The sequence below is a fragment of the Ruegeria sp. HKCCE3926 genome, from assembly GCF_017872515.1.
Lineage (GTDB): Bacteria > Pseudomonadota > Alphaproteobacteria > Rhodobacterales > Rhodobacteraceae > Ruegeria.
On record NZ_JAEDOU010000001.1, the window covers coordinates 1,047,957 to 1,060,830 of the forward strand.

The 12,874-nt window shown below is 57.1% G+C and carries 16 protein-coding genes; 10 read left to right on the plus strand and 6 right to left on the minus strand.

Annotated elements, in window-relative coordinates; all coding sequences use genetic code 11:
* Positions 1-3 precede the first annotated feature (3 nt).
* Positions 4-1,890 carry a long-chain fatty acid--CoA ligase gene (locus tag I9184_RS05330; protein WP_209833169.1) on the plus strand — a complete coding sequence of 629 codons (1,887 nt, stop codon included), beginning with the start codon at positions 4-6 and terminating at the stop codon, positions 1,888-1,890.
* Between the two features lie 25 nt (positions 1,891-1,915).
* Positions 1,916-3,076, plus strand: coding sequence for an ABC transporter substrate-binding protein (locus I9184_RS05335; RefSeq protein WP_152457952.1), 1,161 nt, complete (start codon positions 1,916-1,918; stop codon positions 3,074-3,076).
* A gap of 70 nt (positions 3,077-3,146) precedes the next feature.
* Here the strand turns inward: I9184_RS05335 and rpsI are convergent, their stop codons facing one another.
* Both rpsI and rplM read right to left on the minus strand, forming a co-directional pair.
* Positions 3,147-3,632 (minus strand): 30S ribosomal protein S9, encoded by a 486-nt coding sequence (gene rpsI, locus I9184_RS05340; protein ID WP_152457951.1) that lies wholly within the window; start codon positions 3,630-3,632, stop codon positions 3,147-3,149.
* A 6-nt stretch (positions 3,633-3,638) separates the two neighbouring features.
* The gene (gene rplM / locus I9184_RS05345; RefSeq protein WP_152457950.1) at positions 3,639-4,097 is read right to left on the minus strand and encodes a 50S ribosomal protein L13; all 459 of its coding nucleotides are present in this window, start codon (positions 4,095-4,097) and stop codon (positions 3,639-3,641) included.
* Positions 4,098-4,340: 243 nt separating this feature from the next.
* Between rplM and I9184_RS05350 the strand changes: the two genes are divergently transcribed.
* Entirely contained in the window at positions 4,341-4,706 is a 366-nt protein-coding gene (locus tag I9184_RS05350; protein WP_171632540.1) for a nuclear transport factor 2 family protein, read from the plus strand.
* A gap of 3 nt (positions 4,707-4,709) precedes the next feature.
* Here I9184_RS05350 and I9184_RS05355 read toward each other — a convergent pair whose 3' ends face one another.
* The gene (locus I9184_RS05355) at positions 4,710-6,113 is read right to left on the minus strand and encodes a PLP-dependent aminotransferase family protein (RefSeq protein ID WP_209833171.1); all 1,404 of its coding nucleotides are present in this window, start codon (positions 6,111-6,113) and stop codon (positions 4,710-4,712) included.
* Between the two features lie 99 nt (positions 6,114-6,212).
* Here I9184_RS05355 and I9184_RS05360 point away from each other — a divergent pair, with 99 nt between their 5' ends.
* The gene (locus I9184_RS05360) at positions 6,213-6,440 is read left to right on the plus strand and encodes a DUF1127 domain-containing protein (RefSeq protein WP_171632546.1); all 228 of its coding nucleotides are present in this window, start codon (positions 6,213-6,215) and stop codon (positions 6,438-6,440) included.
* 61 nt (positions 6,441-6,501) lie between these two features.
* On the opposite strand, the gene I9184_RS05365 is transcribed toward I9184_RS05360, so the two are convergent.
* On the minus strand, positions 6,502-6,945 hold the full coding sequence (locus tag I9184_RS05365) for a PaaI family thioesterase (protein ID WP_171723302.1): 444 nt from the start codon (positions 6,943-6,945) through the stop codon (positions 6,502-6,504).
* A 58-nt stretch (positions 6,946-7,003) separates the two neighbouring features.
* Here I9184_RS05365 and I9184_RS05370 point away from each other — a divergent pair, with 58 nt between their 5' ends.
* The 4 genes from I9184_RS05370 to gluQRS all read left to right on the plus strand — a co-directional run bounded on the left by I9184_RS05370 (position 7,004) and on the right by gluQRS (position 10,913).
* The gene (locus I9184_RS05370) at positions 7,004-7,789 is read left to right on the plus strand and encodes an enoyl-CoA hydratase (RefSeq protein WP_209833173.1); all 786 of its coding nucleotides are present in this window, start codon (positions 7,004-7,006) and stop codon (positions 7,787-7,789) included.
* A gap of 253 nt (positions 7,790-8,042) precedes the next feature.
* Entirely contained in the window at positions 8,043-9,383 is a 1,341-nt protein-coding gene (trmFO, locus tag I9184_RS05375; RefSeq protein WP_209833175.1) for a methylenetetrahydrofolate--tRNA-(uracil(54)-C(5))-methyltransferase (FADH(2)-oxidizing) TrmFO, read from the plus strand.
* Positions 9,384-9,420: 37 nt separating this feature from the next.
* Positions 9,421-10,035 (plus strand): methyltransferase domain-containing protein, encoded by a 615-nt coding sequence (locus tag I9184_RS05380; RefSeq protein ID WP_209833177.1) that lies wholly within the window; start codon positions 9,421-9,423, stop codon positions 10,033-10,035.
* A complete protein-coding gene (gluQRS, locus tag I9184_RS05385; RefSeq protein ID WP_209833179.1) occupies positions 10,032-10,913 on the plus strand; it encodes a tRNA glutamyl-Q(34) synthetase GluQRS in 882 nt (293 codons plus the stop codon). The genes I9184_RS05380 and gluQRS overlap by 4 nt, the downstream gene beginning before the upstream one ends.
* A gap of 10 nt (positions 10,914-10,923) precedes the next feature.
* On the opposite strand, the gene hisI is transcribed toward gluQRS, so the two are convergent.
* Positions 10,924-11,313: a phosphoribosyl-AMP cyclohydrolase gene (hisI, locus tag I9184_RS05390; RefSeq protein WP_209833181.1), complete on the minus strand. Its 390-nt coding sequence runs from the start codon at positions 11,311-11,313 to the stop codon at positions 10,924-10,926.
* 48 nt (positions 11,314-11,361) lie between these two features.
* On the opposite strand from hisI, the gene I9184_RS05395 reads away from it, so the two are divergent.
* Entirely contained in the window at positions 11,362-11,814 is a 453-nt protein-coding gene (locus I9184_RS05395; protein WP_171723307.1) for an iron-sulfur cluster assembly scaffold protein, read from the plus strand.
* 59 nt (positions 11,815-11,873) lie between these two features.
* The gene (locus I9184_RS05400) at positions 11,874-12,512 is read left to right on the plus strand and encodes a MarC family protein (protein ID WP_171632566.1); all 639 of its coding nucleotides are present in this window, start codon (positions 11,874-11,876) and stop codon (positions 12,510-12,512) included.
* 183 nt (positions 12,513-12,695) lie between these two features.
* Here the strand turns inward: I9184_RS05400 and I9184_RS21045 are convergent, their stop codons facing one another.
* Positions 12,696-12,818, minus strand: a complete 123-nt coding sequence (locus tag I9184_RS21045; RefSeq protein ID WP_280922462.1) for a hypothetical protein — start codon at positions 12,816-12,818, stop codon at positions 12,696-12,698.
* Positions 12,819-12,874 lie beyond the last annotated feature (56 nt).

Genomic DNA, 12,874 nt, shown 5'->3' on the forward strand with positions numbered 1-12,874 from the left:
AAGATGGATGCCACGCCCCTCGCCTCGCAGGTCAAGATCAACGGCGTTGAACTGAATGCAACCCCCGGACAACGCCCGTTGCGCGTGGATGGGTGCACCACCATCAGCATGCTGTTTCAACACCGTTGCGCGGAACTGGGGGATCGTACAGCCCATCGCGAAAAGGATTTGGGCATCTGGAAGTCATATTCCTGGGCCGACTACTGGCAGCGCGCCAAGTGGATCGGGCTTGCCCTGCGCAAGCTGGGCCTGGAACGCGGTGACGTTGTTTCGATCCTGTCCGAGGACCGCAAGGAATGGATGTGGTTCGATATGGGCATTCAGTGCGTCGGGGGCATTTCTTCTGGCGTCTACACCACGGATTCGGCCAATCAACTGCAATATCTGGTCAACGACAGTAGCAGCAAGTTCCTCATCGTCGAGGACGAAGAGCATCTGGACAAATTTCTGGAAGTCGAAAATCAAGTTTCGGATCTGATCAAGGTGATCATTCTGGAAGACGAAGGCTTGCACGACCTGACCCATCCGCGCTGCATGATGATCGACGATCTTTACGCTTTGGGCCAGCAGGCCGAACAGGAAGATCCGGGACGGTTCGAAGCCGAAATCGCATTGGCCAAACCTCAGGACACAGCATTGCTGGTTTACACATCCGGCACCACCGGCCAGCCCAAGGGTGCTATGTTAAGCCATGAAAACATCCTGGCCGGCATTGAGGCCGGTGCCTGGTCATTGCCGACGCAGGCCAGTGACGAACAACTGTGTTTCCTGCCCCTCTGCCATATTCTTGAACGCGACGTATCTGTCTATTTCCCGCTGGCCGCCCGCTGCACGGTGAATTTCGCGGAAAGCCCCGAGACGGTCTTTGCAAATCTGCAAGAGGTCTCGCCTTCGACCTTCACGGCGGTGCCGAGAGTCTGGGAAAAGATCTATGCGCATGTGCAAATCCTGGCGCAGGATGCAACGCCGTTGGGTCGAATGGCATACGGTCTTGCCCTGAAGGCCGGCGCACGGCGGGCCGATTATGTGAGTTCGGGAAAACCCGTTCCCGCCGCCATCGCGGCCCGGTTCTGGTTTTGGGATCAGTTGGTTCTGAAAAATCTGCGCCGGATGCTCGGTTTGGACAAACTGCGCCGGGGTGGCACGGGTGCTGCGCCTATCTCGGCGGATTTGTTGAAATGGTACTGGGCCATCGGCGTGCCGATCGTCGAGGGCTTCGGCATGACCGAAACGTCCGGCCTTGCAACACTCAACACCGTGGAAAGCAACAAGATCGGAACCATCGGCAAGGTCGTCCCGGGGTGCGATATCCGCATCTCGGACGAGGGTGAAATTCAGCTCAAAGGCATGAACATCTTTCAGGGCTATTGGCAAAACAACGCAAAGACAGCGGAAAGCTTTACCGCCGATGGCTGGCTGCGCACCGGCGATATGGGGCGTATCGACAAGGACGGGTACGTTACCATCACCGGCAGGTTGAAAGACATCATCATCACCGCCGGTGGCAAGAACATCACCCCGGCCGAAATCGAAAGCCGGCTGAAGTTCAGCCATTACATCTCGGACGCGGTGATCATCGGCGACCGGCGCAAATACCTCACGGCGCTGATCATGATCGATCAGGAAAATGTCGAGAAATATGCGCAGGACCAGAAAATCCCTTTTTCGAACTTTACCTCGCTTTGCGCCGCGGCCGAAGTCAAGGAGTTGATCGGCGCCGAAGTGGCCGCAGTGAACAAGGAATTCGCACGGGTCGAGCAGATCAAGGATTTTCGCCTGATCGACGTTCTGCTGACCGCCGAGGATGACGAGCTTACCGCCACGATGAAGCTGAAACGCGGCCTGGTCGAAAAGAAACACGGACATCTGATTGAAGACATGTACACTTAGCCAAAGAGTTTTCGGGAGGAGAAAGATGAAGAAGTCATTCAAATGGCTGGCCGCCGCCACAGCGTTGACCGCCTCGGCAAGCATCGGTTGGGCTCAGACGCAGGGCGTGACGGATGATGAGATTGTCATCGGGTCCGTCAACGACCTGAGCGGCATCTTCGCCGCGGTGGGTGTCCCGGCGACCAAAGGTGCGAATGTGGTATTCGACCGGGTGAACGAAGCCGGTGGCATACACGGGCGCAAAATCCGCTATGTGGTCGAGGACAACGGATACCAGATGCCGCGTGCGATGCAGGGCTACAACAAACTGCTGAACCGCGACAAGGTGTTCGCCATGCTGCAATCGCTTGGCACGCCGATGAACATGGCTGGGTTCAAGCTGTTGGATCCCAAGGGAATTCCCAACGTGGCACCTCTGACCGCTGCGCGTCAGATGTTGCAAGAGCCGATGCGAAACAAGTTCACGTCTTTCTCGACCTACTATGATCAGGCGCGTGTCGGTGTGAAATACCTGGCCGGAGAATTTGGATCAAAGACGGTCTGCACCATGTATCTGCCAACAGATTTTGGCGAGGAAATTCTTGAAGGCAGCAAGGCCGGTGCCGAAGAAGCCGGGATCGCTTTTGGATCTGAAACAACCCACAAACCGGATGAGACGGATTTTGTCGGGTCGCTCAGCAAGCTCAAGGAAGAAGGCTGCGATATCGTCACCATGGCGCTTGGGGTGCGTCAGGCGATCACCGTAGTTGGCACGGCCAAGAAGATGGGCCTGACGGACATGAAGTTCCTTGGGACTTCGGCCAGTTTCCTGACAGTCGTGGCACAGGTTCCCGGTGGAGTGACTGACGGGTTCTATGCAGCAGCCTCGTGGCAGGATCTTTGGGCGCGTGCGGATCAACCTGCCCCGGCGGCATTTATCGAAGAATACAAGGCCGCGACCGGCGAAGATCCGGTTGGATTTGCCATGTTGGGCTATTCCGCTGCCGAAATGATGGTCAAAGCGCTTGAAGCCGCGGGCCCTGACCTGACCCATGACAGCTTTATCGAAGCGATGGAGTCACTGGACTATCAGGATGACCTGGTCGGCAATCACATCACCTATGGTCCTGACGACCATCAGGGCGCGGATACGGTTTTCGTCAATGTCGTTGAAAACGGCGCGTGGAAGCTCGTCTACGAAGAATAAGATTTCCCGCAACACAATGCAAAAGGGCTCGCAATTGCGAGCCCTTTCTTTGTTGGGTTTTCCCGGCGAATTAACGCTTGGAGAACTGGAACGAACGGCGGGCTTTGCGCTTACCGAATTTCTTGCGTTCCACAACGCGGCTGTCGCGGGTCAGGAAGCCAGCAGCTTTCAGAGCGCCGCGCAGGTTGGGATCGTACAGTTGCAGCGCTTTCGAGATGCCATGCTTGACCGCACCGGCCTGACCGGTCAGGCCACCACCTTTGACAGTGGCGACAACGTCGAACTCGCCTTCGACACCAGCAACCTGAAACGGCTGGCGCAGGATCAGTTGCAGAACGGGGCGTGCAAAATAGACGTCTTGGTCTTTGCCGTTCACGGTGACCTTGCCGGAACCCGGCTTGATCCAAACGCGGGCAACAGCGTCTTTACGCTTGCCGGTGGCGTACGAACGGCCCAGCTCGTCACGTACGGGTTCACGCACGATGACTTCTTCGGCCACGGTTTCAACGCCTGCGACGGCGCTCAGCTCTTCGAGAGTATTGATCTGATCAGCCATCGGTCATTAGCTCCGGGTGTTTTTCTTGTTCATGGACTTGACGTCCAGAACTTCGGGCGCTTGCGCCTCGTGGGGATGCTCGGCACCGGCATAAACGCGCAGGTTGGTCATCTGCTTGCGCGACAGGCGGTTGCCCGGCAGCATGCGCTTGACCGCCTGGGTCACGACGCGCTCGGGGTGTGCGCCCTCAAGGATCTGCTGTTTGGTGCGCGACTTGATGCCGCCCGGGTGGCCAGTGTGCCAGTAGAAGTTTTCTTCGCGCTTCTTGCCGGTCATCTGGATCTTGTCAGCGTTGATCACGATGACGTTGTCGCCCATGTCCATGTTCGGGGTGAACGACGCTTTGTGCTTGCCACGCAGACGCATGGCGACGATCGACGCAAGACGGCCCAGAACAACGCCCTCGGCGTCGATCAGGATCCATTTCTTGTCGATGTCTGCAGGTGTTGCAGAAAAGGTTTTCATGGCAGGATAGTCCTGTTTGATGTGAAAGACCGCCCCAAGCGAGGCGGCCCGAATTCGATGGATGCGTATCTAGACACCCATGACCGCCACGTCAAGCGACCAAACGCCATTTAAAACGTTTTAAAACAATGGCTTGTTAAATAGGTATTATTTTACCCCACGCTTTCAGCACCGAGATCGCCCAAATTTCGACACTCTGATACACTCGGTTGGAATTGATCATGCCCAACCACGGAGGGTCGAATGCAGGAATTGATGCGCACGATTGAAAACTATGGCGCGGCCTGGCAGGAAAAGTCGGCCGAAAAACGGCTTGCGCTTCTGACCCAGTGCTTTGTGGAAAACGGTCGGTACGTGGATCCGACAGCCGATGTTTCAGGCCGTGAGCGGTTGAGTACACATATCGGCGAAGTCCTTTTGAATTCGAATGGGCGTGTCGAAATCACCAGCAGCCCTGTGTCGCATCATGATGTCGTCCACTTCACTTGGCATATGGTGGCCCCGAACGGCGCAATCATGGTGGCCGGGCATGATTTCATTCGATTGGACGAGGACGGAAAAATTGCCCATCTGGCCGGATTCTTTGGCGACCCGCCGCCGCTGAGTTGAATGCTAGACGCTGATCTGTTCAGGCGGATTGTCCAGCAAAGCGCGCAACCTCAGCATTGCGTCCTCGAACCGTTCCAACGAAACGTGACCATTCATTGCGATGCGCACTGCGTTTGGAGCGCGCCCGTCGCGCAGGGCAAACTCATCCGCTGATCTGAGCTGAATGCCTTCCCGCTCTGCCGCGCGGCTGAACGCGGCAGACCGCCACCCCGATGGCAGGTTCAGCCAGACAAAAGGCACATCCGGTGCCCAGTTCAGATCGAACCCACCCAGCGCGTTGACGGTGATCCGAACATAATCGCCCATCCGTTTGCGCACATCCTGTGCAATTTGGCGGGTACGCGGATCCGACAGCAGCAGCCGGGTCAGTTCGGCCAAGGGTTGAGCCAGGCCAAAATACCCATATTCGGCCGATCGGCGCAGATCGACGCTGCGATCCCTTGGGGCAATGGCAAAGCCAACGCGCAAAGCGGGTGTGAGTATCTTTGAAATGGACGACACGTGCCAGCCCCGCTCGGGGGCGAGCGCGCGGTAACTGGGTTCACGCGCCTCTCCCATGCGATAGCAATCGTCTTCCACGATCTGAAGGTCGAAGCGCCGGGCGACGTCCACGATCTCTTTCCTGCGTTCCAGCGGCGTGTGGATGCCGGTGGGGTTCTGAACTTCTGGCGAGACGCAAACGGCCTGAGCATTGGTTTGCCGCAAGACATGCTCCATCGACACCGGATCGATGCCCCATTTGTCCATCTTGACGCCAATGACTTCGGCGCGCATCAACTCTCCGGCCCGACGAAACCCGGCGTAAGAGAGGTCTTCAACCAACACGATTGGTTTGGGTCCGCGCAGGATGGTCTGGAACACCAGACACAATCCGTTCTGCCCGCCATGGGTCAAGACTATGTCGTCATGGGTCAGCGGGCCCAGCGGCAAATCCGACAGCCAATCCACGACCGATTGCCTCATGGGTATATACGCGTCCCGCGTGGGGTAATTCAGAAACAGGCCGGGATCAGCTTGCGAAACCTTTTGCAGGCATTCCCGGATAAGCGCGACCTGCCCCGCATCCGGCAAACGCGGGCTGAACAGGCTGACATTGGCGTTGTACTTGTCTTCCCTCAGATGCAGTTGCCTGGCCCAGACATCATCCAGAATCGGTGATTTCGGCGGGGCCACAAATGTACCACGCCCAACCTCGGCGTGGAGCAAGCCCTCGTCGGTCAGGATCGTATAGGCACGTGCGACTGTACCAGGTGTGATTTGCAGGCGATACGCCAGCTCACGAACCGGCGGAAGCTTGGCGCCAACATCTAATTTCCTGTCACCAATAGCTTTTCTTATTGCGTCAGCAACCAATGTGTATTTCGGACCCTTGGATTTTGGCAGAGCGTCCGGCCAAATTGTATCCATTACAATTCTTCCTTTGCCTTTGACACAATTTCGAATGTATCAAACTTATGTACCAAGCAATACTGTTTTGTGTCAATACAATTTGAAAGGAATTCCGAGATGACACGCACAATGCACACCCCAGCCCTTCTGCTGCTGAACGACAGCCCACGGCTGCCTCTGCTCGCGGCTCTGGCCGTGCGGTTTGCGGCGGCGGTCACTCAATGGGAACGCCGTCGCCGCAGTCGCGTCAATCTGAGCTATCTGGATGACCGTCTGCTTCAGGACGTCGGGCTGACCCGCCATCAGGCTGGCTGGGAAACAAAGCGCTTTTTCTGGCAGCCCTGACTGATCCCCAGTCCCAATTATTGGGACCTCTTCCTGGGCCGGGGCCTGTCCCCGGCCTTTTTTATCCGAAATTCGCGGCAGCGGACCCTGCTGGCGGCAGGGAATAGGTCATCGTTGCCCGTGCAACCGGAAGATCACTGCCTTCCGAGTATAAAAGCACATCCCCAACGGCCAGTGTTTTTCCCAGCTTCAACAAACGACAGGCCGCAATCATATCGGCGCCGCCTTCCGGCTTGCGCAGGAAATCAAAAGAACTGTTGGTGGTAACAGCCAGTGACTGGCGCCCTTTCCGTGCCAAAACCATCGCATAGACACTGACATCGGCAAGCCCGAACATCGACGGGCCGGAAACCGTGCCCCCGGGGCGCAGATGTTGATCCTGAACCACTAGGCGCATGGTGATCGTATCTTCGGTCAAATCTTCAACGACGAAATCCTTGTGCACCTGCGGGAACACCCGTTTGAGGTATTGTGACAGTTCGTCCCGGTTCATTGCCAAAGCCATACTTCCCCTCCTGCTCTTGCCGACCTAGAGTTGGCCCAACTTGGGAATGGAGGGCAAGATGGCAATTCTGGAACGTTACGACACGGGCGCGGTGGCACGGCTGACACTGAACGCCCCGGACCGGCTGAACGCATTAAGTGATGAGATGCTGGCTGCACTGCAAGCCGAACTTGATTCACTGCGCGACGACAGCTCGATCCGGGCCGTGGTCCTGTCGGGGGCAGGAAAGGCGTTTTGCGCCGGGCACGACCTGAAGCAGATGACGGCCGGACGCCAATCCGAAGATGGTGGCAAAGCCTATTTTCAAGATCTCTTTTCCCGTTGCGCCCGGATGATGATGTCGATCCAGTCCCTGCCGCAACCCGTTATCGCGCAAGTCCATGGCATTGCGACCGCCGCCGGATGTCAACTGGTTGCAACCTGCGATATGGCGGTGGCCGCAGAAGGAACACGGTTTGGTGTCAACGGGGTCAATATCGGCCTGTTCTGTTCCACGCCGATGGTTGCTCTCAGCCGCAACATCCCCAGAAAGCAGGCATTTGAAATGCTGACCACCGGCGAATTCATTTCAGCAGAGCGCGCCGCCGAATTGGGGCTGGTAAATCGCATCGTTCCTGAAGCGCTGCTGGAACAAGAAGCCAACGGGCTTGCGGAACTGGTCGCATCCAAGCTTGGCATGGCCGTGAAGATCGGCAAGGAAGCGTTCTATCAACAGCTGCAAATGCCTTTGGATCAGGCTTATGCCTATACCGGAGACGCAATGGCGCAGAATATGTTGTACCGCGATACAGAAGAAGGCATTTCCGCCTTTATTGAAAAGCGCCCCCCGAATTGGACCCAATGACGCAATTGTTTTGAACATTTTTTGCCACTGTCTTCATTTTTGCACTTTTCAAAAGGGCAACTCTGTGGCAAAGCTGGGTCGAGGCCAAGGCCTCAAGACACTTTTGGGTCGCCGTGGGCGGAAGGTCCCTCCAGCTGGTCTCTCTCACCAGCGCTGACATTCCCGCAGCGGCGACCCCAAGACCCCTCCAGCAAATCAGTCAGATACAATACGGCAGTTGCGCCTGTGTGTGCGGTGCCCTATGTGGCTGCACATGACACAAGTTTTGCATATCGTCGGCGGTGGAATGGCCGGGTCCGAAGCGGCCTGGCAAGCCGCTGAAATGGGCGTTGACGTGATCATTCATGAAATGCGTCCCACCGTTGGCACCTTCGCACATCAGACAGGAAACCTGGCGGAAATGGTGTGTTCGAACTCGTTCCGATCGGATGATGATGAACAGAATGCTGTCGGTCTGCTGCACTGGGAAATGCGAGCAGCCAATGGGCTGATCATGACAACCGCCGACGCACACAGGCTTCCTGCCGGGGGGGCGCTGGCCGTGGATCGCGACCCGTTTGCCGAAACGGTCACCGCAAAACTCCGCGCCCACCCACGAGTGAGCGTCACCGATCAGGAAGTCACCTCGCTGCCTGATGACGGCCATTGGATATTTGCGACCGGCCCGTTGACCTCACCCGCATTGGGGGAAGCCATCCGGGCGGAAACGGGATCGGACGCGCTGGCCTTCTTCGATGCAATCGCGCCCATTGTCTATGCCGACAGCATCGACATGAGCAAAGCGTGGATGCAATCCCGATATGACAAAGGCGAGACCGAGGAAGAACGCACGGCTTACCTGAACTGCCCGATGGGCCGTGATCAGTACGAGGCTTTCATCGACGCCCTTCTGGCAGCGGAAAAAACCGAGTTTCACGAAGGTGAGACCGCAGGCTATTTTGATGGCTGCCTTCCCATTGAAGTCATGGCCGAACGCGGGCGTGAGACACTGCGCCATGGTCCGATGAAGCCTGTTGGGCTGACAAACCCCCATGCGCCTGACGTCAAACCCCATGCCGTGGTTCAGTTGCGGCGCGATAACGCATTGGGCACATTGTTCAACATCGTGGGGTTTCAGACCAAGATGAAATACGGCGCCCAGACCGACGTGTTCCGCATGATCCCCGGCCTGGAAAACGCCAGCTTTGCCCGGCTGGGCGGCATCCACCGCAACACATTCATCAACTCTCCTACCCTGCTCGATGCACAGATGCGCTTGAAGTCCAAGCCCAACATCCGCTTTGCCGGGCAGATTACGGGCGTCGAAGGCTATGTTGAAAGTGCCGCAATGGGATTGCTTGCCGGTCGCATGGCCGCCTCGGAAATACAGGGGCGTGACTTGCCCGAAGTGCCCAAAGACAGTGCAATGGGTGCGTTGATCCATCACATTACCGGCGGGGCCGAAGCCAAGACGTTTCAGCCGATGAACGTAAACTTTGGCCTGTTCCGCCCCGTGGACGGCCTGAAAGGCGGGCGGCGCGGCCGAAAGGACCGGTACAAGGCCTATACCGATCGTGCCAAGGCTGAATGGCAAATCTGGTTGGATCAATGCTGACTGGACGCGCGGCGTGATCTCGGCCTAGCATGACGGGATGAGCGACAAGTTCCTGGACAACACCTACAATCTCGACACGCCTGAAGACACTGAAACGCATTATCAGAACTGGGCGGCGACCTACGAAAAAGAGGTCGCGGAACAGGGATATGCAACCCCGGGACGGGTGGCCGCGGCTTTGTGGCAATTCCACCCTCACCCCCAAACGCCGATTCTGGACTTCGGCTGCGGAACGGGGCTTTCCGGTCTCGACTTGCGGGCGGCGGGATTTGAGGTCATCGATGGTATCGACCCCACCCCCAAAATGCTGGAAGAGGCAGCGGCCAAGAGTGTTTACAGAACCCTGACCGGGTTTGACATCACCAAACCGGCTCCGCTCAGGCGCGGTGCGTATTCGGTGATCACCGCCATCGGTGTCATCGGTCAGGGCGCAGCCCCGCCCGAGACATTCGACCAGTTGATGCACGCCTTGCCCAAAGGTGGGTTGCTGGCGTTTTCCCTGAACGACCATGCGCTGAAAGATCACAAATTCACCTGCCGACTGACGGATTGGGTCGACATGGGTGCCGCACGTTTGCTATTTCGTGAACACGGGCCGCACTTACCCGGCATCAACCTTAACTCTGACGTGTATGTATTAGAAAAAGCGTGACTTTCGTAACGCGTTTCGCGCCATCCCCGACTGGCCCGCTTCACCTTGGGCACGCGTATTCTGCGATGATCGCCAGCGACATGGCCAGATCCGAACACGGTCGGTTCTTGCTGCGCATCGAAGATATCGATCGGTCCCGCTCGCGTCCGCATTGGGAGGATCAGATCTATGATGACCTCAATTGGTTGGGGCTGACATGGCCGGAACCGGTGCTGCGTCAATCAGACCGGCTGAGTATCTATGATCGCGCGTTGGAGCGGTTGTGGATGAAGGGTCTTCTGTATCCCTGCCTGTGCAATCGCAAAGATATTTCCGCCGCCGCAAGCGCCCCCCAGGAAGGCGCGCCATTGCTTGGTCCAGACGGAATTATCTATCCCGGAACGTGTCGAAAAATTAACCAGGGCATAGACTTAAGTCAAAACCCTCACCCAAGGGACAAAGTTTTGCGACTGGATATTGCCAAGGCCTGTCAAACAATCCACGATCCGGCCAGACTCCAATTCTTGGAACTGGGCTCCGGCCCCGGTGGTGAAACAGGAACAATTTCTTTTACCCCGGATGAGATGGAAACCAGTGTCGGCGATATCGTTCTGGCTCGCCGCGACATGGGCACGTCCTACCATTTGTCCGTCGTTCTTGACGACGCGGCCCAGGGGATCACCCATGTGGCCCGAGGTCAGGATCTGTTCGAAGCCACCCGCATCCATGTGCTGCTTCAGGTGCTGTTGGACTTGCCGACGCCTGCGTATTACCACCACGATCTGATCCGCGACAATGCCGGCAAACGACTGGCGAAACGTGACGATGCGCGTGCCATCGCGAAATTCCGGGCCGATGGTGCCAGCCCGGCAGACATCCGACAAATGGTGGGGCTTTGATCTGTCTCGGTTACGGCATCGGGGCCATCAGTTCGGTCTCGGCCCCGTCCCGCACCGCAGTATAAAAGCACGTCCGGCGGTTGGTGTGACAGGCAGCACCGGTTTGACGCACCAGAACCAACAGGCAATCGCGGTCACAGTCGATGCGGAAATCCACCAGTTCCTGCACATGGCCCGAGGTTTCACCCTTGATCCAGAAAGACTGACGCGAGCGCGACCAATAGGTCACCTTGCCCGTTTCCAGCGTCTTTTCAACGGCCTGTGCGTTCATCCATGCCATCATCAGAACTTCGCCCGACACCTCATCCTGCGCAATTGCCGGAATCAGTCCCGCCTCGTTATATTTCAGAGTCGATGGATCAAACGCGACGGGGTGAGACATGACAAAAACCTTTTGCATCCGTTGGGCTGGCCACTATGTATGAGGAACACACGACGAGGGAAAGCCATGAGCGGCGAGAACGACCTGATCAAGCTGTATTCCGGACGCATTCTGGCGTTGGCGGCGGACATCCCGCATCTGGATCGGCTGGAAAACCCGGATGCAACGGTCAAGAAACGCTCGCCTCTTTGCGGCTCTACCGTGACGGTTGATCTGAAGGTTCAGGATGGACGTGTCAGCGCCTTCGGGCAGGACGTCAAAGCCTGCGCGCTGGGACAGGCCTCTGCTTCGGTGGTTGGCGACGCGATCATTGGTGCCACGCGCGCGCAGGTCGAAGCAGCGCGCGATCAGCTTGCGGCCATGTTAAAAAAGGATGGCCCCGCCCCGGATGCGCCGTTTGACGGTCTTGAGGTCTTGATGCCGGCGCGGGACTACAAGAACCGCCACGCTTCAATCCTGCTGGTGCTGGATGCCGCCGTCGAAGCCATGGCGCAGGCCGAGCAGGCAGATTGCGCCTGATCATAGCTATTTGATGTAAACCCGTTTACCTTCCGCTTAAATTTAAGGAGGGATGGGTTTTGGAAAATCTACTCGAGCATTTTGTCACTCTTTGGGTCGTGATTGACCCGATTGGAACTATTCCCGTTTTTATTGCCGTCACTGCGGGGCTAGAGGCCGCCGCCCGTCGCAAAACAGCGCTGTTGGCGTCATTGATAAGCGCCGGTGTCCTTTTGTTCTTTCTCGTGTTTGGGCAATTGCTGATCGAGGCGCTGGATATAGGACTGAATTCATTTCAGGTCGCAGGCGGCATCATCCTGTTTCTGTTCGCTCTGACCATGATCTTTGGTGAAAGCAAACAAGACATAGAACAGCGTCAGGCCGAAGAGGATCAGGAAGATAAGTATCACAAGCAGAATCCCGCGATATTTCCTCTTGCTGTTCCATCTCTGGCCTCGCCCGGCGCGATGCTTGCAGTGGTGATCCTGACGGACAACCATAGATACAGTGCAGCCGATCAGGGGATTACCGCATTGGTCATGCTGTCGGTTTTGGTAGTCGCCTTTGTTCTCATGCTTCTGGCCGAACCGATCATCCGCCTGATTGGCCATTCAGGAGCAGCGATCATCAGCCGTATCATGGGGATGATCCTGGCCTCGGTCGCGGTCAATTCGGTTCTGTCCGCATTGCTTGAGATTTTCAAAACCGGCCAGTTGTAAAAAAACCGCCGCACCTTCCGGGCGAAAGGGCGGCGGCAGGCATTGCGTGTCTCGCGTGGGGTCCGGATTACCGCACGGGGCCGAGGCAAGGCCCCTCAAGGGGTTTGGGACAGGCAGGTCACCCTTGACTGAAATTGGGATGACAGCGCGGTTTTTTCGGCACGAGATCGCAGGCAGAAAGGTTCAGAAGCCAACCGGCAGGTGCAAGGCGACCATCAGCATCACGACCAGGGACATCACGCCCACGGCATCCTGCAGGATCGTCGATTGCGAGCGGCTGAATACGGTCTTGATCTGGGTCAGCATAGGGTCACCTCCGGTCAGAGCTTTAATCCTTTGTTGACCTTTTGTTCTCATATTTA